The following is a 21,485-nucleotide window of genomic DNA, read 5'->3' as shown; positions in this document are numbered from 1 at the left end:
GCGACAAAATTCATTTTCTGGGGCTGTCTCACGTTGTGATAGAATCCCGCCCCTTGTTTGGCCAACCCGGATGAATTTTATGCAGGCGCAGCGCTTTTCCATCGCCCCCATGCTGGACTGGACCGATCGGCATTGCCGTTATTTCCACCGTCTGATGACCCGCCAGACCCTGCTCTATACCGAGATGGTGACCACGGGCGCCATCATCCATGGCAAAGGGGATTATCTGGGTTACAGCGAGCAGGAACACCCTCTCGCCCTGCAACTGGGTGGCAGCAACCCGGCAGACCTGGCCCGCTGCGCCAGGCTCGCCGAGGAGCGCGGGTATGACGAGGTCAACCTCAACGTCGGCTGCCCCTCCGATCGGGTGCAAAACGGCCGCTTCGGCGCCTGCCTCATGGGCGAACCCGCGCTGGTGGCTGATTGCGTCAAGGCGATGCGCGACGTAGTCGACATTCCGGTCACCGTGAAGACCCGTATCGGCATCGACGAGCAAGACTCCTACGAGTTCTTGCAGGCCTTCATCGAGCAGGTAAGGGACGCCGGTTGCGATACCTTCATCGTCCATGCCCGCAAGGCCTGGTTGAGCGGCCTGAGTCCGAAAGAGAACCGCGAGATCCCGCCCCTCGATTATCCTCGCGTCTACCAGGTCAAGCAGGATTATCCGGAACTGACCATTGCCATCAACGGCGGGGTGACCAGTCTGGAACAGACTCTTGAACATCTGCAGCACCTCGACGGGGTCATGATGGGCCGCGAAGCCTACCAGAATCCCTACATTCTGGCCCAGGTGGACAATCTGGTGTTCGGCGAGAACCATGCCGTGCCGAGCCGCCACGAGGTGGTGCGGATGATGCTGCCCTACATCGAACAAGAGCTGGCCAAGGGCAACTACCTCTCCCACATGACCCGCCACATGCTGGGGTTGTTCCAGAACATGCAGGGGGCGCGCGCCTGGCGTCGCCATCTGAGCGAGAATGCCTGCAAGCCGGGGGCCGACATTCAAGTGGTGCTGGACGCCATGGCCAAGGTGCCGGAGTTCGCGCCAGCCGACGCGGTGGAGTGATCATGTACAGCTGCACAAGGCCCTGGTGCGTCTGTGCGCCGGCCTGCTCACCATTCTCGGCATCAAGCTCAGCACCTTCTATTTCATCGGGCTGCTGATCGTGCAGGGGCTGCACCGGGACCAGATCCTGGGCTGAACGCCCTCTCCCGAACAAGAAAAAGCCGGCGCCCCTGCGCCGGCTTTTTTGTCACCACGGAGGCGACCCGACAGTCTGGCTTACTCCTCCTGAACCATGAACTGGAGTTCAGGGGGAGAAGAGGTCAGCACATCGGCGCAGTAATCCCAGGTCGAGATGCGGTAGTGCTGCAAATCTTCATCCAGGTGCAGTCCATCGGATTCCTGATGGAACCAGCTGGCGAAACGGGACGGGGTGATGAGCTGGATCTGCTCCTCGATGACGTGGCTGTCACGCCCCTCCGCCAGATCACAATCCTCCATCACCCGCACCGCGAAGATGTGGCGAAAACTCACCCGGCACAGGGGCAACGGAGGCAGATCGATGCTGCGAGCACGCCCCAGCATGACGGTCAGGGTGTCGCTCCAGATATCCTGATGCAGTTCGGCCACGACCAGGCCGGGAGGGAGTTGACGAGAGGGAGCCCAGGGGACGGCTACCTGCCGAATGGCATTTTTCTGTTCCATATCCACCTCGCTACAGCGCATGCCATATCCTGAGTGTATCTGAAACAAATTTTGACGAAGATGGCAAGAAAAAACCCGGCACAAGCCGGGCTTCATTTGATTACAAGACGACCTTATTTGACGGCGTCTTTCAGCGCCTTGCCAGCCACGAAGGACGGCACATTGGCAGCTGCAATCTGGATCTCTTTACCGGTTTGCGGGTTGCGACCGGTACGGCCCGCGCGATGGTTGACCTTGAAGGTACCAAAACCCACCAACTGAACGGCATCGCCCTCTTTCAGGCTCTGGGTAATACCATTGATGATCTCTTCCAGAGCGACTTTGGCCTGAGCTTTGCTCAGGTCTGCTTTGGCGGCAATTGCATCGACAAGTTGAGCTTTGTTCATAACATTTCCTTTATGATCGGGCATTTAGCACCGGGCCACTCTATTCAAAAAAAAACACTCAGGCAAAGGCTTTATCAGCCGGATTGGCTTGAATGCTGGGGTTTTCATCAAGATCTGCGGAAATAGTCACATATATCGCCCCCTTGTCCCCTGGATGGGCGACAGGATGCGAAGTACCGGTGGGGAGAGGCATGCAAATCCCCGCCTGATGTAACAATATCCCTACACTCCTATTGACGGTCAACTGGATTTTCCCTAGTTATAGGAGTGTCGTCAGTCGATGAGAATGACCGGAGGCGTGCGACCCGAGTGCCGCATGCCATGCCCATGGAGGGACTATGTTAACTGAACTGGAAAAAACCAAGCGCGCACTGGCAGGCAAGCACAGAGCAATAGATGACTGGCTGGATGCCAGACAGGCGTTGCTGGTCGAGTACATGCGACTGGCAGGCCTCATGCCCGCCAAGTGCAAGCAACGCACCCTCCCAGGCCATGTAGAACTGCAACGTTTTTGCGAACAACTGGTCGACTACGTCAGCGCAGGCCATTTCGAGATCTACAACCACGTCGTCACCGCCTTTGAGCAAGCCAGCGGCGACAAACTGGAGCTGGCCAAGCGTATCTACCCCCATATCCGTGCCTGTACCGAATTCGCGCTGGAGTTCAACGACAAGTACAGCAACGCCGACGAAGCCCAGTTGCTGCAACTGGACGAGGATCTGAACCAACTCGGCCCCGTGCTGGAAGACAGGTTCAAACAGGAGGATCGGCTGGTCAAGGCGCTGCAGGTGGTGGAATCCCTCAGCCATCAGCAGGTCTGATATTCAATATCGGAGCCAGTTCAATATCCTGGCGTGCCAGCTGGATTACACTCTGCAACATGAAGAATGAGCATCTTGCTCGCACGCAGACCGGAGACGACCATGGCCGAGCGCCGCCACTTTACTCGGATTTTCTATTTGACCGCCGCCAAGCTCACCCAGGGTGAACACCAGTGGCGTACCCAGCTGGTCGATGTCTCCCTGCAGGGAGCCCTGCTGCTCAGACCCGAGGATTGGGTTGCCAGCGAGGACAAGGAGTACGAAATCTGCTTCGTGCTCGGGGGCAGCGACATCGAGATCAAGATGCAAGTCGAGCTGACCCACGAAGCCAGCAAGAAGCTGGGGTTTTACTGCCACCACATCGACATCGACAGCGCCACTCACCTCAAGCGGATGATCGAGCTGAACATCGGAGAGGAGCAACTGCTCCATCGCGAGCTGGAGCAGTTGCTGCAAGAGCACCGAGACCACGTCCCCCCCGAATCCTGAGCGGGCGGTCAGAAAAATAAAGGAGCGTTCATACGCTCCTTTTTCATGGTTGGTTACAGGGCCTCGAGGGCATCGGAGAGTTTCTTCACCGGCACCACCTCCATCCCCTCGATGGGATGTTTGGGCGCATTGGCATGCGGGACGATGGCTCGGCGGAAACCGTGCTTGGCCGCCTCCTGCAGTCGCTCCTGACCCGAGGGCACGGGCCGTATCTCGCCGGAGAGCCCCACCTCACCAAAGACTACCAGATCCTTGGGCAGGGCCTGATCCCGGAAGCTCGACACCATGGCCAGCAGCAGCGCCAGATCCGCGCTGGTCTCCTCGACTTTGACGCCACCCACCACGTTGATGAACACATCCTGATCCGCCATCTGCAACCCGCCGTGACGATGCAGCACCGCCAGCAGCATGGCGAGACGGTTGTGGTCCATCCCCACCGCCACCCGGCGCGGATTGGAGAGCTGGGAGTAATCCACCAGCGCCTGCAACTCCACCAGCAGGGGGCGCGTGCCTTCCCAGATCACCATGACGATGGAGCCCGGCGCCTGCTCCTCCCCGCGGCTGAGGAAAATCGCGGAAGGGTTGCTCACCTCCTTCATTCCCTGCCCGGTCATGGCGAAGACCCCCAGTTCGTTGACCGCACCGAAGCGGTTCTTGTGGGAGCGCAGGGTGCGAAAACGCGAGTCGTGCCCGCCATCCAGCAGCACGGAGCAGTCGATGCAGTGCTCCAGCACCTTGGGGCCCGCCAGGGTGCCGTCCTTGGTGACGTGGCCCACCATGAAGATGGCCACATGATTCTGCTTGGCATAGCGTGTCAGCAGCGCCGCCGACTCCCGCACCTGGGAGACGGAGCCCGGCGCAGACTGCACATCCGCCACGTGCATCACCTGGATGGAGTCGATGACCATGATCTGAGGTTGCTCCTGCTGGGCGATGAGGCAGATCTGCTCGACACTGGTCTCGGACAACATGCGCAGCTTGTCCGTGGGCAGACCCAGCCGACCGGCCCGCATCGCCACCTGTTGCAGTGACTCCTCACCGGTCACATAGAGGGTCTTCATGCGCTGCGCCAGGCCGCACATGGTCTGCAGCAACAGGGTCGATTTGCCGGCCCCGGGGTTGCCGCCGATGAGAATGGCCGAACCGGGGACCACGCCGCCACCGAGTACGCGGTCCAGCTCCTTGAAGCCCGAGCTGAAACGGGGGATCTCCGTGGTAGCGATCTCCGCGAGGGTCTGCACCTGGCTGCCGACGGCGCCCGCATAACCGGTATAGCGAGCGCTCTTGCCGGGTGTCGTCACCCCCAGTCGCACCTCGGTGATGGTGTTCCACTCCTTGCACTCGCTGCACTGGCCTTGCCAGCGGGTGAAGTCGGCTCCACATTCGGAACAAACATAGGCGGTTTTGTTTTTGGCCATGGATAACTCGGGGACAGGATGAATTCCTGCTTGATATACTTGTTTGCGACCGGCAGATCAAACCCAGAATCGGAAAAGTGACTTTCCGCGGCAGGAATACATGGATTCAGAACAACCACTACATCTGATAGAACAACTTGTCCCCCTGCTCCGGGAAAAGGACTTCGACGAAATCTTCAACCGTCTGACCCAGAACGAAAATACCAACAGCCGGTTCCTGCTGAAGATGGAACTCAAACGCAAGTGCACCCCCTGTCGGCGCGTCATCGACATGCGCAACGAGCTGGGCGCCCTCTGTCAGGTGCATGAGTTCGACGGGGTGACCCACTTCATGCCTGCCGAGGCCATCGAGCTGTTTCAATCCCAGTGCTACCTCTACCGGGACAGCTACACCCTGGGGGTCTACGAGGCGCTGCAAGCCTGGTACAAACTCAACCAGGGGCGCAGCGACAATCTGGCGCTGCCCATCAGCCCGTTTCGTCCGTTCGATGTCAGCGCCATCCCCTTCGCCAGCCATTACGGGCGACAGGAAGAGCGCATGCACTTCAGCTCGCCCATGGTGCTCCAGCTCGCCAACGGCGAGAAGATCCTCGCCAAGAGCTCCGACATCTCCCTCGGCGGCATCCGGGTATCCGTGCCCTATCTGCCCGACTACCAGACAGGCGACCTGATAGCCGTCTTCTTCACCGGACTGGAACGCGATCATCCCCATCCCCTGCTGCGTGACCCGGTCAGCTACCAGATCCTGGGGGAGGAGAGAAAAGAGGACAAATTCTGGCTCAGGCTACTCAAGAACGGCGAACATCCGGTGTTCGACGAGTTCCTGCGCGACTTCATCGAGCGCAACCGCAGCCGCTATCGCGTCAGCGTCGACTACCTGCTCTCCGCCGCAGTCATCAAGGGGTATGAGCAGTTCTATCTGCCGCGCATGACCGGCATGCCCCTCTATTTCGGCAAGGGCAGCATCCCCGCCCTCGAGATCGCCCTGCGCACCGAGAACAACCAGCACATTCTCGAATACTGGCGCGACGCCAAGAACCGCGACATGCTCGCCAGCCTCTTCACCGCTGCCCGCATGCCCTCGTTGCTTCCAGGCAAAGAGGGGCTGCGCGAGACGCTGATCTACAGCTTTACCCATGCGGTACGCAGCCACCTCTACTTCTTCTCCGCGACCCGGGAGGAGCTGGAACAGAGCGGACTGACCGCGCTCTTCTTCCAGATCGGCGCCCGCCGCCCCAGCTGGCGGGTATACAAGTTCAGCATGGAAGCCTGCACCCTGCGGGAGGCCGACCTCGACAACCCCCAGGGCGGGGCGAGCCCGTTGCAGGACAGGCTGCTGCGCGAGCGCCTGGCCCAGCTCGGATACGTGGGCATGCTGCAGGAGATAAACCTGGACAACCAGCGCGACGAGTTCCAGCGAGAGACGGGTCAGGATCCGCTCAACGCCAACGCCTTGCAGCGCTTTGGCCATGACATCCATGCCGCCCCCTTCGAGATAGAGACGCTGCACTATGTGCAACTGCGCAAGGAGGCGCGCTACATGCACAAGACGGCCATCGTCTTGCATCACAAGGAGCGATCCTGGGTCGGCTGGACCCGAGACATCTCGGCCCACGGCATGCAAATCGAGCTGGAGGAGCCGTTCGACGGGGAGAAGGGAGACATCATCACGGTGGCTCTGCCCCGCTTGCAGGAGCTCGCCAGGAACATGGACCTGCAACGCCTGCCCTATCGGCTGGTCAGCCTCAACCTGAGCAGAACCGTGCTGCATCTGTGCATCGAGGGGACGGCCGAGCGCCATACCGGCCACCAGTTCTTCAGCCTGCTGATCGAAAGCAACCAGAACAAGCTCAAGACCACCCGGGAGTTCAATCGCTATCGCGGCATGGCCAGGGCGCTGCGCAACCTCTACACCCACCACCTGTTCAACACCCCCGTCTATGTGAACAAGCTCAAGACCGCCCCGAAACTGGCCGCGGCCGGCCTCTCGCCACAACCACGCAGCCTTTCCCGTCTGCTGCGCATCTGTGCCGAGCAGGATCAGCAGTTGAACCTGTATCCCCTGTTCCAGGGGGCGCTGCTCAAGGCCCTGCTGCTCAATCCCCTGCGCGCCATCGAGCGGGAAGACAAGCCGGAAGAGGAGGAGGTCTACATCGCCGCCCTCCACTCCCAGGGGGGAACACCCCTGTTTCGCAGCCACCTGGCCAGCAGCTTCAGCTCACCGGATCAAAAGCGCCGCTTCATCGAGCTGGCTCGGCAACAGGGAGAGTTCTATTCGGTACTGGTGGGCATTTCGCGCACCGGCCGCCCGGACACCAGCTTCATCGCGGGTGAACTGGACTACATCGCCAAGTTCGCCATTCACAAGGCCAAGAAGCTGGAAGAGGAGCTCTGGAGTGTCGTGGGCGTGGGTGAACTGACCGATACCACCGAGGCGACCCTGTTCCGCCTTGGCATACCATCCGGGCCCCGCTAGCCAGCAGGGCCGGGAGACAACAAAAAACGGGCACGCAAGTGCCCGTTTTTTTGTCTATCAGGCAGCCTGGGGGTTGCGCAGCCAGGCGAGGATGTCGGGGAAGTGATCCTCCTGTGCCTGGGGCGCCGTCAACATGTTGATGTGGTCGTAATCGAGCCGGTTGCCGTTGTCCCGCCCAAGGCGGGTGTGGCGGGCGGCCGAGCCCATCTCGTCGCTGAAGCGGCGCACGTCGACGGGGTGGCCAAGTACCTTGTCAGCCTTGGCGGAGATCATCCAAAGCGGGGGCCAGTTGACCCGGCTCGCCGCCTCGTCATAGGCGAAACCGTCAAAGGGATCCTGCCAGGGCCCGCACTTGACCCAGGGGATGGTCTCCTGCAGGTAGCGCAGGGGCTCATCATCGGCCCCTATCTTCAACCGGCGGGCGGCCAGAAACCCCTGGCGGCGCGCCAGCCAGGGGGCGAGCCGGTTCCAGATCAGATCCACCTTCAACCAGCGCTCCGGGTTCTGCACCGAGACCCCCCGCTTGGTGCCGAAGAACACCAGGCTGGCAACCTGCTCCGCCAGCTCGGGGAAGCGCACCAGGGTCGAGGCCATGATGACGCCGCCCCAGGAGTGGGCCATCCAGTGCACCCGGGCACCGGCATGGCGGGTCGATACCCAGCGCTGCAAGGCGGGCAGATCCTCGGTGATCAGCTCATGCTGGCCGTGGCCGGCCCGCTCGGCGATGGTCGGTGTGCTCAGACCCCGACCACGCAGATCCGCCACATAGACCTGATACCCGTGGCGAGCCAGAAAGCAGGCCAGCCCCTTGCCCGATTCGGTGTAGAAGATGCGGCCGTTCTCGATGGCCCCGTGCACCATCAGGATGGGGTCGGCATGCACCGCGACACCGGGCTGGATATGGCGCACATGGAGTCGATGCTCACCGCAGGGGACAAACAGGGATTGCTGTAACAGTTCCATCTCGTGATCGGCTCCTCCTTGAGCGGGATCAGCACCAGCGTCGGTCGCGACAAGCCAGGGCGCCGAGCAGGCAGAGCACCCCTTCCAGATCGTGGTGATTGAGGGTCGCCGCCGCCTGGGCACGAACCAGGGGTTTGGCATGAATGGCAATGCCAAGCCCCGCCACCCCCATCATCTTGAGATCGTTGGCACCATCGCCGACCGCGACCGTCTGGGATGCAACCACCCCGTACTCCGAGGCCAGCTGTTGCAGTGCCTCGGCCTTGGCGGCGGCATCGACGATGGGGCCGCTCACCTTGCCGGTCAGCAAGCCCCCTTCCACCGCCAGCTCGTTGGCGAAAATGGCATCCAGACCCAGGGCACGCTGCAACTCGCCGGCAAAACGGGTGAAGCCACCGGAGGCGATCGCCACCTTCCAGCCAGCCTGCCTGAGGGTATCGACCATGAGTGCCAGGCCCGGCATCCAGGGCATGTCGGCCGCCACCTCGTCGAGGATGGTGACCGGCGCCCCTTCCAGCAGCGCCACCCGGGCACGCAGACTGTCGGCAAACTCCAGCTTGCCCTGCATGGCTGCCGCGGTAACGGCCGCCACCTGCTCACCGACCCCGGCCAGCCGCGCGATTTCGTCGATGCACTCTATCCTGATCGCGGTGGAATCCATGTCCATCACCAGCAGACCGGGCTCACTCAGGGTGGGCAGGGCAGCCAGATGACACAGGTCGATGTCCCACTCCTGGGCTTTGAGCGCCTGCACCAGCTCGGGGGAGAAACGGTTGGTGCCAAGCAGCAGCAGCGGAATACCGGCCTGCTCCCCTGCGGGATAGAGGCTGGCCTCCAGCCCCAGGGCATCCAGCTGCTGGGCCAGGCGGGCCAGATGACCGGCCTCCAGCCCCTTGCCAAACAGGACAATCCAGGCGCTGTCGTGGGCGTTGGCCGCGGGCAGCAAGGCTTCGTTGGTGAGCTGCCAGCAGGGGGCACAGCTCAGGGCCCCGGACCAGTCGTGCAGGGAGCGGGGAAGTTGGGACAACAACATAAGAGAGACGCCTTCCTTGGAAATCATGGGGTTCAACATGCGGGCCCAGAGTAGCGTATTGCTTTTTGTACAGGCAAGCGCCAAGATCCCGCCTGCGGTGCGGGCAGACATGGAAACAGACCACCCTGTTTCCCGCTTCGCGGCACCGGGGCACCAGCCAGCCCCGCTCATCCATTACCAGAGGCCCGGTTCTGTGCGTCATCTTCCCATCAAACGTGTTGTCAGTCTGACGGCGGGAGTCCTGCTCGGTCTCTGGGTGCTGGTGCTGCTCATCCACATGCAGGGAGAGAGCCAGGCCGCCCTGCACGCGGCGGCACGGGACAGGGCACAGGCGCTGGTCGCCTATGCCGCCCGGGACATGCGCCGCTGGATCAAGGAGGACAAGGAGAGCGAACTGGAGAGACTGGCGCAGGATCTGGCCGCCGAGCCTGACATTCTGGACGTCACCCTCTATGACGCCCGCGGTATTCCCCTCGCCCAGTCGGACAACGCCCTGCCGCTGGACAGTCTGCTGCCCATCGGCAGCGACAACAAATCCCTGCCGGAGCAGGGCAAGGGGCGCATCCAGTTCGTCCAAGAGATCCAGGACGGAAACCTGACCCTGGGCTATCTGAGGATCACCCTGGAAGAGCAGAAACTGCTGGCCGCACAGGATACCCATCTCAAGGTCAACCAGGAGAAACAACGCCTGATGCTGCTGGTGATGCTGCTGGCCGGCCTGCTCATCTCCTACGGGGTGCGTCGCAACTACATGCGGGTGCGCAAGCACAAGAAACAGAGCAAACCCGCCGCTCCGCAATAAGCGGCAGTGGATCCCATCCTCCGGCTTGTATATAACACTGGCAAGATCACTGGCAGGAGAGCCACATGATTGCCCCCCCCTTGCCTCGGGATGAACACAGTCGACTGGAACGACTGCGCATCCTCGGCCTGCTCGACCACGAGCCCATCGATCAGCTTGATCGCCTCACCCGGCTCATCACCCGCCATTTCGCACTCCCCATCGCCATGGTCTCCCTGACCGACGTGAACAGGCAGTGGTTTCTCGCCCGCACCGGGGTCGATATGTGCGAGATCAACCGGGAGCACTCCTTCTGCTGTCATGCCATTTTGCGTCCCGAGATCATGCAGGTACCGGATGCCAGACGGGATCTCCGCTTTGCCGACAATCCGCTGGTGACCGATGATCCCGGTGTGGTCTTCTACGCCGGTCGACCCCTGCGCGCCCTCGATGGCGTGGTGCTCGGCACCCTCTGCCTGGTGGACCATGTGCCACGCCATCTCGACGAAGATGCCTGCCGGGATCTCGACGACTTCGGCCGCCTGGTGGAGAACACCCTGCACGATCTGGAGCGGCGCCACCAGGTGCGCACCCTCAACCAGGTGCTGGAAGACAAGGAGCATCTCTTCACCCTGACCTTCAACCAGTCGTCGGTGGGCATGGCCCTCTCCTCCCTTGAGGGGAAATGGCTGAGAGCCAACCCGGGGCTGGAGCGGCTGCTCGGTTACAGCGAGCACGAGATGCTGAGCAGGACCTGGCTCGCCATGACCCATCCCGAAGATCTGCAGCGGGAGCAGCCCCTGTTCGATGCCCTTATCGCGGGGCAACGGCAGGATTACCGGCTGGAGAAGCGGATGATACGGGCCGATGGCACCCAGTGCTGGGTCCAGCTCAGCGTGACCCTCTGCCAGAGCCGCACCATGGCCCCCCACATGATCGCCGTGTTCGCCGACCTCACCGAGCGCAAACAGGCCGAAGCCGAACTCGTGCGGCTGCAGCAAGGGCTCGAGCAGCAGGTGCAGTCACGGACCCGGGAGCTCTCCCGCACTGTGGAGCAGTTGCATCAGGAGATGCGCGAGCGCGGCGCCATGCAGCAGCAGCTGTGGCAGGAGCAGCGCCGCCTGCAGCACATGCTGGAGCACACCAGCAATGCCTTCCTCGAGCTCGATGCCGATTTCATCATCACAGGCTGGAACCCGGCCTCCACCACCCTGCTCGGCTGGCACGCCGACGAGATGCTGGGCCGTCCCCTCTTCGGGCTGCTTGGCGCCGATCACCCCCTGCTGAGCCTGTCAGGCAATCCGCAGAGTCCGCCACGGCGGCTGGAGTGCGACATCGGCACCCGCGCCGGACGGCACATCCCGGTCGAGGTGATCGCCGAGCGCTACCAGTTCGACGGCAAGGTGCGCCTCGCCCTGTTTTTGCACGACATCACGGCCCGCCGCCAGGTGCTCGCGGAGATCGAGCGTGGCCGGGCCCGGCTGCGGGCCATCACCGATGGCCTGCCCGTCACCATCAGCATGGTGTCGCCCGAGGGGCGTTATCTCTTCGCCAATCAGGCCTATTGCCGTTACTTCGGGCTCGATACCGAACAGATGCGGGAGATGAGCGTGCGGGACGTCATCGGCGAGGAGGCCCACGACAGGGCCATGGCCTATGTGGCAAAGGCCCTCGCCGGTGAACAGGTGAGTTTCGAGCGCCGCTTCGAGCTGCCCATAGGCCAGCGTGACCTCAGGATCACCATGATCCCGAGCCGGGGCGACGAGCCCGGGGTCTACATCCTCGGCAGCGACATCACCGAGTTCAAGGCGCTGCAAAGCCAGCTGGAACACGAGGCGGCTCACGACCCCCTCACCGGCCTGCCCAACCGGCGCGCCTTCACCCTGCGCCTCTCCCGGGAGCTGGAGCGGGTACGTCAGAATGCCGAGACCCTGGGGCTGCTGTTCCTCGATCTCGACGGCTTCAAGGGGATCAACGACAGACTGGGCCACCATGTCGGCGACGCCCTGTTGCAGCGCTTTGCCCAGGTGCTGAGTGCCGAGGTGCGCCCGGGGGACATGGTGGCGCGCCTGGCCGGCGACGAGTTCACCATCATACTGCCTGCCCTGCGCCAACCGGCGCAGGAGCTGCCCGCCCTGTGCGAGCGGCTGCTGGCGGCCATGGCGGTTCCCGGGGACGTGGCCGGTCACCGGCTGCCCCTTGCCGGCAGCATAGGAGGCGCCCTCTGCCACTCGGGTCAGTATTGTCACATCGATGATCTGCTGCACCGGGCCGATGCCGCCATGTACCAGGCCAAGCAGGCGGGCAAGGGGCGCTTCGCCCTCGATCTCAGCACGGCATAAGGGGCTGTCAGCCCCCAAAGCAACGGGGAAGCCTCATGCCTCCCCGTTTCTTGACCCACTCCCAGTTCCCCGCAGCTTGGCAGATCGGGAGTCAACGCCCCTCTCACCTGCTGGCTTTCAATCCGAAACGATCTCCCAGGAGCCGTCAGGCTTCTGGCAAGCGGTACCGAAGGCATCCTCCTTCTTGCCCCCCACCGTGATGGTCTGCTGGAATTCGCGGCAGTAGCGGCCACTGCTGCTGGTCCCTTCCCGCACCGCAGTCACCGAGCCGGAGGCGTCACCATTACTCCAGGTGACGGGATCGTTCAGGGGGGCCGTGGTCGCCTTGACCTGGGCCGCCTCGTGCTCCCGCTGCTGCTCCTCATTGATGTTGTCGAGGAGCTTCAGGGTAATGGCGGTGAAGGCCAGCCACTTCCAGGCATCGTTGTCGTCGTAATAACTGCCATAGCCCCCATACCAGTGGCCATAGGGACGAACCACCACCACGTCGTGATAGACACGGCGCCGGTTCGGTGGCACGACGATATTGTTGTGGTGATTGTCGATGACCAGGTTGTTGCCCCTGATGTCACGACTATTGTCGATGTGGCGGTTGTCCAGCTGATGGTTGCCCTCGACATGGCGATCCTGTATCTGACGCTGGTTGACATGAACCGGCCGGGTCGCCTTGTCCCGCGCCCTCACATTGCCCCACCCCTCGTTGAATTTTACCGACTCCCGATTGGCCTGGCGGGGCACGGCCCTGTGCTGCACCGCGTGGGGCTGGGATACCCGCTGCGGCGCCGACCTGTGCTGGGGCATGTGCTGGCCCCTGCCCTCCAGCGCCAGCGCCTCCTGCCAGAGCGTCGGGACTATCAACATCATGGCAAGCAGCAGCGGAGGCAGGATATATATTCGTTTCATGGTGTTAGCCTCATGAGGAGTTGCCCGAAAGTATAGACAGCGCAACTCGCCAGCTGAGTTTTCCATCCCGATGAGGCATAAAAAAACGGCGACCCCTGGGTCGCCGTTTTTGCGTGGAACCGAAGCCTGGGATCAGTCACCCAGCAGGACGGAGTCCAGCGCGATTTCGATCATGTCGTTGAAGGTCAGCTGACGCTCTTCGGAGGTGGTCTGCTCACCAGTACGGATATGGTCGGAGACGGTGCAGATGGTCAGCGCCTTGGCACCGTACTCGGCGGCCACGCCATAGATACCGGCGGCTTCCATCTCGACACCCAGGATGCCGTATTTTTCCATGACGTCGAACATGGAGGGGGCCGGGGTGTAGAACAGATCGGCGGAGAAGATGTTGCCCACGCGCACGGCCACGCCCTTGTTCTTGGCGGCCTGAACGGCATTGGCCACCAGGTCGAAGTCGGCGATGGCGGCGAAGTCGTGGTCCTTGAAGCGCAGACGGTTCACTTTGGAGTCAGTGCAGGCACCCATGCCGATCACCACGTCACGCAGTTTCACGTCTTCACGCACGGCACCGCAGGAGCCCACGCGGATCAGGGTCTTCACGCCGTAGTCGGTGATCAGCTCTTTTGCGTAGATGGAGCAGGACGGGATGCCCATGCCGTGGCCCATGACGGAGATGCGACGACCCTTGTAGGTGCCGGTGAAACCGAACATGTTGCGCACGTCGCACACCTGCTCGACGTTCTCCAGGAAGGTTTCGGCGATGTACTTGGCACGCAGGGGGTCGCCCGGCATCAGCACGGTATCAGCAAAGGCGCCATCTTTCGCATTGATATGAGGAGTTGCCATTCTCTTTATTCCTTCACACTAGGTTGAGTTTTATTGTCTTTATGGATTGTCCGCTGCCTGCGCGGCGGCGGTACATTACAGGAAACCGGGGCCCTGTGGCACCCCGGGCAGGCGAACCGGCCCGGGGTCACCATCACAGGAAGCTGGTACCGTATTGCAGCTTAGGCAGGCCGTGGTAGGCCGCGATGCTCTGGCCGATGTCGGCGAAGGTCTCGCGACGACCGACTGAGCCCGCCTTGACCGGCTTGCCGTAGAACAGTACCGGAATGTATTCGCGGGTGTGGTCGGTACCGCTCCAGGTCGGGTCACAGCCGTGGTCGGCGGTCAGCACCACCACGTCGCCATCCTGCAGCAGGTCGAACAGCTCCGGCAGGCGGGAGTCGAAGTACTCCAGCGCATCGGCGTAGCCCTTGACATCACGGCGGTGACCGTAGGAGGAGTCAAAGTCCACGAAGTTGGTGAAGACGATGGTCTGGTCACCGGCCGCTTTCACCTCTTCCAGAGTCCTGTCCCACAGCTCGGTCAGACCGGTCCCCTTCACCTGCTTGGTGATGCCCTGCTGGGCATAGATGTCGGCGATCTTGCCGATGGAGACCACCTGGCCACCCGCTTCCTTCATGTAGTCCAGCACGGTCGGCGCCGGCGGCAGCACGGAGTAGTCGTGGCGGTTGCCGGTGCGCTTGAAGTTGCCCTTGCCGCTGCCCACGAACGGACGCGCGATGACGCGGCCGATGTTGTAGGGCTCCAGCAGCTCGCGCACGATGTGGCACAGCTCATAGAGCTTCTCGAGGCCATAGGTCTCTTCGTGGCAGGCGATCTGGAACACGGAGTCGGCAGAGGTGTAGAGGATCGGCTTGCCGGTGCGCATGTGCTCTTCGCCCAGATCGTCCAGCACCTGGGTGCCGGAGGCGTGGCAGTTGCCCAGATACCCGGGCAGACCGGCCTTCTCGACGATGGCATCCAGCAGCTCCTGCGGGAAGCTGTTGTGGTGGTCATGGAAGTAACCCCACTCGAACAAGACGGGCACGCCGGCAATCTCCCAGTGACCGGACGGGGTGTCCTTGCCGGAGGAGAGCTCCTGGGCAAAGCCGTAGGCACCGATCACCTCGACATCCTTGTTCAGTCCGGCCGGGAAGGTGCCGCTGGCGAGTTCGCCCGCGTGGCCCAGACCCAGCTTGCTGAGGTTTGGCAGGTTGAGAGCACCACGGCCCTCGATCTCACCGGCGGCGCACGCCTTGGCGATATGGCCAAGGGTATTGGCACCCACGTCGCCGAACTTGTCGGCATCGGCGGCAGCACCAATACCGAAAGAGTCCATCATCAGAATAAAGGTACGTTTCATGGGACTTCCCCTTGTTACAAATCAGCCAGACCGATGCGACGGTAAACCTCGGGCAGCGCCTCTGGTCGGGTGTCGCCGATCTTCACGGCAGCCTGCACCATGCGGGCAGCCTCGGCAAATTGAGCTTCTGTCTGAGCGTGGATCAGGGCGAGCGGCTTGTCAGCATCGACGCTCTGACCCAGGCGGATAAAGTCGGTCAGACCGACGGCATAATCGAGTTTGTCGGCGGCGGCGCGGCGACCGCCCCCCATGGCGACCACCGCCAGACCCAGTTCACGGGTATCCATCGCGGTGACGAATCCGCTGTGGGCCGCGTAGACGGGGCGCACGATGGCGGCTTTGGGCAGGTAGGCGTCGTAGCGCTCCATGAAGTCGGCCGGGCCACCCAGGCCGGTCACCATGCGGCCGAAGATCTCGGCTGCCTTGCCGTTGTCCAGCACCGCCTGCAACCTGGTGCGGGCATCGCCGTCATCGCTGGCAAGACCGGCGGAGATCAGCATCTCGGCGCACAGGGCCATGGTCACTTCGTGGATGCGCGGGTTGCGATACTCACCGGTCAGGTAGCGCACCGCTTCGCGCACTTCCACGGCGTTGCCGGCGCTGGAGGCCAGCACCTGGTTCATGTCGGTCAGGAGTGCAGAGGTGCGGCAGCCGGCACCGTTGGCCACGGCGACGATGCTCTTGGCCAGTTCCTCGGAGGCTTCAAAGGTCGGCATGAAGGCGCCGGAGCCCACCTTCACATCCATTACCAGGGCTTCGAGCCCGGAGGCAAGCTTCTTGGAGAGGATGGAGCCGGTGATCATGGCAATGGACTCGACGGTGGCGGTGATGTCCCGTACCGCATAGATACGCTTGTCCGCCGGGGCGAGATCGCCGGTCTGGCCGATGATGGCGACACCCGCCTCTTTCACCACTTTCAGGAAGCGGTCGTTGTCGACCGAGGTCTGGTAGCCGGGGATGGCATCCAGCTTGTCGAGGGTACCGCCGGTGTGGCCGAGACCACGGCCGGAAATCATGGGCACGAAACCGCCGCACGCAGCGACCATGGGGCCCAGCATCAGGGAGACGACGTCACCCACACCGCCGGTGGAGTGCTTGTCGACGATGGGGCCGCCCAGGTTGAGGTGGTCCCAGGTCAATACCATGCCGGAGTCGCGCATGGCGCAGGTCAGGGCGACCCGCTCATCCATGGTCATGTCCTTGAAGTAGACCGCCATGGCCAGGGCCGCGATCTGCCCCTCGCCGATGGTGTTGTTGGTAATGCCCTGAACGAAGAATTGAATCTCTTGGGTACTGAGCGCTTCACCGTTGCGCTTCTTGCGAATAATTTCTTGAGGCAAAAACATCTTTCATTCCCTCCGTGCATCACGCACGAACACAGACCGAACCAGATCCGAAAGGGGGCGGCGCACCGCCCCCTGCCGCCGCTTAGTAACCGCTGGTATTGGCAGGCTTGTCGCCATGCCCCAGGGTCGCCAGCAGGCTGGCCAGCAGACTGGAGGCACCGAAACGGAAGGTGCGGGCGGATACCCAGTCCTTGCCCAGGATCTCTTCGGCCATGGCCAGATACTGACCCGCCACGGCGGCGTCTTTCACGCCACCAGCCGGCTTGAAGCCCACTTTCGGGTTCTTGGCCTTGATCACTTCCATCATGATGCGGGCCGCTTCAGGGGTCGCGTTCACCGGCACCTTGCCGGTGGAGGTCTTGATGAAATCGGCACCGGCGTCGATGGAGATCTCGGAGGCGCGACGGATCAGCGCCTCATCCTTCAACTCGCCGGTCTCGATGATCACTTTCAGCAGTACCTTGGCGCCGCAGGCTTCCTTACATGCTTTGACCAGATCGAAGCCGACCTGTTCATTGCCGGCCATGAAGGCGCGGTACGGGAAGACCACGTCAACCTCGTCGGCACCGTAGGCCACGGCGGCACGGGTCTCGGCCACGGCGATCTCGATGTCGTCGTTGCCGTGGGGGAAGTTGGTCACGGTCGCGATGCGCACGTCGGCGGCGCCGATGTCACGCAGGGTCTTGCGCGCGATGGGGATGAAACGGGGGTAGATGCAGACGGCGGCGGTCAGGCCGGCCGGAGACTTGGCCTTGTGGCACAGGTCGATCACCTTCTGATCGGTGTCGTCATCGTTCAGGGTGGTCAGGTCCATCAGGTTCAGGGCGCGTTGGGCGGCCACTTTCAGATCAGTCATGCTATGTCTCCAAAGTCTTGTTAAGCCCCATCACCCGCGATCGGCTTCACCGAACACCAAGGGTCGGCAGAGACGTTCCCGGAGCAACGGGATATGGAATTGCAGCGCAAATGCACAGGCAATACGGCTGCAAATAAGGCAAGAGCCCTGTCACTTTCTTACAAAAGTGCGGACTTGGTTCCATGAAGACTTGAGAAAGGCCGACTACGCAGACCCGACTTCCCAATCAATTCCATTTGACCGCCAACACCCGGATTCACCGGGCATTAGTCAATGCCAGCACCCTGCTGGCATCGCCTATTTCAGCCGAGATACCCCGTGTTTGCAAGCCGGATTTGCCAATTTCAGAGGTACCTCACACCCGGCAAATCCAGCGCTGGCAGGCGCTTAAGAGAAGAAGCGGGTCAGGATCCAGGAGTAGGCAATGCCCCCCAGATAGACCCCCACGATCCCCATGACGCCGGAGAGGACGGGCGGCGCCGGTATCGGCAACTTGAGGAAAGAAAACAACACCCCAACGATAAAGCCGGCCGCCATAGCCAGTAGCACTTCATTCATAGAACCTCCGATTTGACTCACTTTATTATTAGTCTTGACAGGAAAACGGTTGTCACCACCCCAAACGAGAACGCCACAGCAAATCGCTGTGGCGTTCGTCTTTATCCTGTCAGTCAGGCGATGTTACATGCCGGACAGCGCCAGGAAGAAGCCTGCGATGGTCGCAGACATCAGGTTGGACAGGGAACCTGCCAGCACGGCCTTCAGACCGAACTTGGCGATGGTGCCGCGACGGTTCGGTGCCATGGAGCCCAGACCACCCAGCAGGATGGCGACGGAGGACAGGTTGGCGAAGCCGCACAGGGCGAAGGAGATGATCGCCTTGGTGTGCTCGGACATGGCCACACCGTTGATCAGTACTTCATCCTTCAGGTAGGGGGCGAAGTTCAGGTAAGCCACGAACTCGTTGACCACCAGCTTCTGACCGATGAAGGAACCGGCCACGACCGCTTCGCTCCAGGGCACGCCGATCAGGAAGGCCAGCGGGGAGAACAGCCAGCCCAGCAGCAGCTCCAGGGAGAGTTGCGGGTAACCGAACCAGCCGCCCACACCGGAGAAGATGCCGTTGATCATGGCGATGAGGCCGATGAAGGCCAGCAGCATGGCACCCACGTTCAGGGCCAGTTGCAGACCGGCGGAGGCTCCGGCGGCAGCGGCATCGATCACGTTGGCAGGCTTGTCGTCCAGCTCACCTTCTGCGGTGTTCTCGTCGTAGCTCGGGGTCTCGGTTTCCGGTACCAGCAGCTTGGCGAACAGCAGACCACCCGGGGCAGCCATGAAGGAGGCGGCGATCAGGTATTCCATCTTGACGCCCATGGAGGCGTAACCGGCCAGTACGGAGCCGGCAACGGAAGCCAGACCACCACACATGACGGCAAACAGCTCGGAGTCGGTCATCTTGGAGATGAAGGGACGTACCACCAGCGGGGCTTCGGTCTGACCGACGAAGATGTTGGCAGTGGCGGAGAGGGATTCGGTACGGGAGGTGCCCAGCACCTTCTGCAGACCGCCGCCCAGCAGCTTGATCACCCACTGCATGATGCCGAGGTAGTAGAGTACCGCGATCAGGGAAGAGAAGAAGATGATGACGGGCAGGACGCGGAAGGCGAAGACGAAGCCACCGCCACCGAACACTTCGAACATCTTGTTGCCAACCAGACCACCGAACAGGAATTCGATGCCGTTCTGGCCATAACCGATGACGCTGGAGACGGCGTCGGACACGCCTACCAGGATGTCACGACCGACCGGCACGTAGAGCACGAAGGCCCCCAGACCGGCCTGGATGGCAAAGGCGCCACCTACGGTACGAATTTTGATTGCCTTGCGGTTGCTGGAGAACAGCACCGCAATAAGGATGAGCGTCGCCATCCCTACCAGACCCATTATCAGATTCATTATTAACACTTCCTCTTTAGTAGCACCTGCCAGCTTGTTAACGATTTGTGTATTGAAGCCGCTAATCAAGGGTGCGCATTATACTAATTACGGTGCGACAAAATAGAATACTGGTCACATTTTATAAGCCACAAACGGCCTGAACATCGTTTAATTAGACCGCAAACGATTTTTATGGGCCCTGTTTTTTATCACTCGGTCATCATTTGATAATCAAATGTTAATTTCATGATTTCCTGGGGGGAACAGCCGCCGGGTGGAGTCATGTAACACCGAAATAACATCCTCCAGCGGTTGCTGCCGCAATTGTGCCAACAAGCGGGCTATGGTCGGCAGGCTGGCCGGCGTGTTCACCTCTCCCTGCTGGCCTTGCAGCGGCATGTCGGGAGCGTCGGTTTCCAGCAGCAAGGCCTCCAGCGGCATCTGGCGTATCGCCTCCCGGGTCTTGTTGGCGCGCTCATAGCTGATGACCCCCCCGATCCCCAGCCTGAAACCCAGTTGCCAGAACACCTCCGCCTGATGCAGGGAGCCGCTGAAGGCGTGAATGACCCCTCCTTGTGGCGGAGTGAAGCGCCGCAGGATCTTGGCGACCGTGTCGTTGGCACGCACCGAGTGGACGATGAGGGGCAGCTCATGCGCCATGGCCAGTCGCACCTGCGCCTCGAACATCTCGACCTGCCCCTCCTGCGGCACATGGGAGCGCAGATCCAGCCCGCACTCCCCCACGGCCACCAGCCCACGGGGCCGACTCGCCAGCAGGGTCTCCAGCCGGGTCAGTGCATCCCGGGGCTGCTTGCCCACATACCAGGGATGGATCCCCAGGCCATAGCGGATGTCGTCGTGGCGTCCGGCCAGCGCCATCACCCGCCCCCAGTTTTCCTCTCCCACGGCGGGGATGATATACTCGCCCACCCCCAGCTGGCGCCACCGGGTCAGCAGCGCCTCCCTATCGGCGTCAAAGACCGGAAAATCGAGGTGGCAGTGGGTGTCTATCAATTCCATGTCGCGCTTACCTGTCTGTCGTACTCAATGGGTTCATTCCATGCCAACACACGTTTCCCGAGGCTTTACCCTGATAGAACTGGTGCTGGTCATCATCGTGCTGGGGATCCTGGCCGTGACCGCCCTGCCCCGCTTCATCAACATCCAGGACGACGGGCTCAAGAGCAGCGTCTCGGCCACGGCGGGCAGCTTTGCCAGTGCCGCCCGGCTCGCCCACGCCGGCTGGGCGGTCAAGGTGAAGGGGGAGCCCCTGGCACTCTACAACTTTAGCGGCATGGGCAGGCAGGATCTCGACATCAACAGCCATGGCTGGCCGGTTGGCACCAAGGAGGACCAGGGAGGTCAGGGGCCCGATACCGTCTTCCCCGGTGGCGACAGCGATCAGATCTCCGTCAGCAGCCGGGACGACTGCGAGAGCCTGTTTGGCGCCCTGCTCGATACCGATCTGACGGTGGCCGATGAGTTGCACCAGGATTCAGACAGTGACTACATCTCCCGGCTCATCCCGGCAGACGCTCAGGCTGACGGCGCCCTTCGTCACGACAACTGCCGCTATACCCTGCGCAGCTCCGTGGGCCGCTTCCCGGCATACCCCGATGGGCTCTCGTTCGACTACAACAGCGTCACTGGCGCCGTGACCCGCCAGTTCCAGTGAGGTCGTCGCCCTTCTCCGGGCGCTTCTCCTCTTCATCATGGCGTACCGGCGCGCAGCAGCGCCGGTTCTCCGGTGTGAGTCCCCACTCCTGGCACCAGGCATCGTAGCGAGCCAGCCAACGCAGCAATATCCCCTTCATGGGCGCCTCCTTGTCTTGATGGT

The 21,485-nt window shown here is 62.0% G+C and carries 21 protein-coding genes; 7 read left to right on the top strand and 14 right to left on the bottom strand.

Annotation, left to right across the window (positions count from 1 at the left end; translation table 11 throughout):
• Positions 1-79: 79 nt before the first annotated feature.
• The gene (dusA, locus tag H7R73_RS02500) at positions 80-1,066 is read left to right on the top strand and encodes a tRNA dihydrouridine(20/20a) synthase DusA (protein ID WP_103260859.1); all 987 of its coding nucleotides are present in this window, start codon (positions 80-82) and stop codon (positions 1,064-1,066) included.
• Positions 1,067-1,282: 216 nt separating this feature from the next.
• Here the strand turns inward: dusA and H7R73_RS02495 are convergent, their stop codons facing one another.
• Together H7R73_RS02495 and hupA are read right to left on the bottom strand one after the other, a co-directional pair.
• Complete coding sequence (locus H7R73_RS02495; protein ID WP_029313758.1) at positions 1,283-1,708, bottom strand: hypothetical protein; 426 nt, start codon at positions 1,706-1,708, stop codon at positions 1,283-1,285.
• A gap of 113 nt (positions 1,709-1,821) precedes the next feature.
• A complete protein-coding gene (gene hupA / locus H7R73_RS02490; protein WP_005305063.1) occupies positions 1,822-2,094 on the bottom strand; it encodes a nucleoid-associated protein HU-alpha in 273 nt (90 codons plus the stop codon).
• Positions 2,095-2,432: 338 nt separating this feature from the next.
• On the opposite strand from hupA, the gene H7R73_RS02485 reads away from it, so the two are divergent.
• Positions 2,433-2,915: an Rsd/AlgQ family anti-sigma factor gene (locus tag H7R73_RS02485; RefSeq protein ID WP_029313757.1), complete on the top strand. Its 483-nt coding sequence runs from the start codon at positions 2,433-2,435 to the stop codon at positions 2,913-2,915.
• A gap of 102 nt (positions 2,916-3,017) precedes the next feature.
• Positions 3,018-3,404, top strand: coding sequence for a PilZ domain-containing protein (locus tag H7R73_RS02480; protein ID WP_029313755.1), 387 nt, complete (start codon positions 3,018-3,020; stop codon positions 3,402-3,404).
• 53 nt (positions 3,405-3,457) lie between these two features.
• Here H7R73_RS02480 and radA read toward each other — a convergent pair whose 3' ends face one another.
• Positions 3,458-4,822, bottom strand: a complete 1,365-nt coding sequence (gene radA, locus H7R73_RS02475; protein WP_010673036.1) for a DNA repair protein RadA — start codon at positions 4,820-4,822, stop codon at positions 3,458-3,460.
• Positions 4,823-4,922: 100 nt separating this feature from the next.
• Between radA and H7R73_RS02470 the strand changes: the two genes are divergently transcribed.
• On the top strand, positions 4,923-7,298 hold the full coding sequence (locus tag H7R73_RS02470) for a PilZ domain-containing protein (RefSeq protein WP_103260860.1): 2,376 nt from the start codon (positions 4,923-4,925) through the stop codon (positions 7,296-7,298).
• Between the two features lie 57 nt (positions 7,299-7,355).
• Here H7R73_RS02470 and H7R73_RS02465 read toward each other — a convergent pair whose 3' ends face one another.
• Positions 7,356-8,261 (bottom strand): alpha/beta fold hydrolase, encoded by a 906-nt coding sequence (locus tag H7R73_RS02465; protein WP_103260861.1) that lies wholly within the window; start codon positions 8,259-8,261, stop codon positions 7,356-7,358.
• 28 nt (positions 8,262-8,289) lie between these two features.
• On the bottom strand, positions 8,290-9,294 hold the full coding sequence (gene serB / locus H7R73_RS02460; RefSeq protein WP_103260862.1) for a phosphoserine phosphatase SerB: 1,005 nt from the start codon (positions 9,292-9,294) through the stop codon (positions 8,290-8,292).
• A 193-nt stretch (positions 9,295-9,487) separates the two neighbouring features.
• Here serB and H7R73_RS02455 point away from each other — a divergent pair, with 193 nt between their 5' ends.
• Positions 9,488-10,096, top strand: a complete 609-nt coding sequence (locus H7R73_RS02455; RefSeq protein ID WP_182951720.1) for an AhpA/YtjB family protein — start codon at positions 9,488-9,490, stop codon at positions 10,094-10,096.
• 65 nt (positions 10,097-10,161) lie between these two features.
• Positions 10,162-12,417 carry a sensor domain-containing diguanylate cyclase gene (locus H7R73_RS02450; protein WP_103260863.1) on the top strand — a complete coding sequence of 752 codons (2,256 nt, stop codon included), beginning with the start codon at positions 10,162-10,164 and terminating at the stop codon, positions 12,415-12,417.
• 117 nt (positions 12,418-12,534) lie between these two features.
• On the opposite strand, the gene H7R73_RS02445 is transcribed toward H7R73_RS02450, so the two are convergent.
• The 8 genes from H7R73_RS02445 to H7R73_RS02410 form a co-directional block, all read right to left on the bottom strand.
• Complete coding sequence (locus H7R73_RS02445; RefSeq protein ID WP_232091556.1) at positions 12,535-13,320, bottom strand: RT0821/Lpp0805 family surface protein; 786 nt, start codon at positions 13,318-13,320, stop codon at positions 12,535-12,537.
• Positions 13,321-13,452: 132 nt separating this feature from the next.
• On the bottom strand, positions 13,453-14,166 hold the full coding sequence (deoD, locus tag H7R73_RS02440; RefSeq protein WP_182951464.1) for a purine-nucleoside phosphorylase: 714 nt from the start codon (positions 14,164-14,166) through the stop codon (positions 13,453-13,455).
• Positions 14,167-14,299: 133 nt separating this feature from the next.
• Positions 14,300-15,508, bottom strand: coding sequence for a phosphopentomutase (locus tag H7R73_RS02435; RefSeq protein WP_039039948.1), 1,209 nt, complete (start codon positions 15,506-15,508; stop codon positions 14,300-14,302).
• 14 nt (positions 15,509-15,522) lie between these two features.
• Positions 15,523-16,854, bottom strand: a complete 1,332-nt coding sequence (deoA, locus tag H7R73_RS02430; protein WP_069652232.1) for a thymidine phosphorylase — start codon at positions 16,852-16,854, stop codon at positions 15,523-15,525.
• A gap of 82 nt (positions 16,855-16,936) precedes the next feature.
• Entirely contained in the window at positions 16,937-17,710 is a 774-nt protein-coding gene (gene deoC / locus H7R73_RS02425) for a deoxyribose-phosphate aldolase (RefSeq protein WP_103260864.1), read from the bottom strand.
• Positions 17,711-18,097: 387 nt separating this feature from the next.
• Positions 18,098-18,268, bottom strand: a complete 171-nt coding sequence (locus H7R73_RS02420) for a XapX domain-containing protein (RefSeq protein ID WP_010673027.1) — start codon at positions 18,266-18,268, stop codon at positions 18,098-18,100.
• 123 nt (positions 18,269-18,391) lie between these two features.
• Positions 18,392-19,666 (bottom strand): NupC/NupG family nucleoside CNT transporter, encoded by a 1,275-nt coding sequence (locus H7R73_RS02415; protein WP_010673026.1) that lies wholly within the window; start codon positions 19,664-19,666, stop codon positions 18,392-18,394.
• 213 nt (positions 19,667-19,879) lie between these two features.
• Positions 19,880-20,668 carry a TatD family hydrolase gene (locus tag H7R73_RS02410; RefSeq protein ID WP_041214451.1) on the bottom strand — a complete coding sequence of 263 codons (789 nt, stop codon included), beginning with the start codon at positions 20,666-20,668 and terminating at the stop codon, positions 19,880-19,882.
• Between the two features lie 40 nt (positions 20,669-20,708).
• On the opposite strand from H7R73_RS02410, the gene tppF reads away from it, so the two are divergent.
• Complete coding sequence (gene tppF, locus H7R73_RS02405) at positions 20,709-21,323, top strand: type IVa pilus pseudopilin TppF (protein ID WP_029313748.1); 615 nt, start codon at positions 20,709-20,711, stop codon at positions 21,321-21,323.
• On the opposite strand, the gene H7R73_RS02400 is transcribed toward tppF, so the two are convergent.
• Positions 21,292-21,462 carry a DUF5363 family protein gene (locus H7R73_RS02400; protein WP_164882685.1) on the bottom strand — a complete coding sequence of 57 codons (171 nt, stop codon included), beginning with the start codon at positions 21,460-21,462 and terminating at the stop codon, positions 21,292-21,294. The genes tppF and H7R73_RS02400 overlap by 32 nt on opposite strands.
• Between the last annotated feature and the right edge of the window lie 23 nt (positions 21,463-21,485).

The sequence above is a fragment of the Aeromonas sp. WP2-W18-CRE-05 genome, from assembly GCF_014168615.1.
Lineage (GTDB): Bacteria > Pseudomonadota > Gammaproteobacteria > Enterobacterales > Aeromonadaceae > Aeromonas > Aeromonas caviae.
Note: the sequence above shows the minus strand (reverse complement) of the source record. Positions and strands in the feature narration are given on the sequence as shown.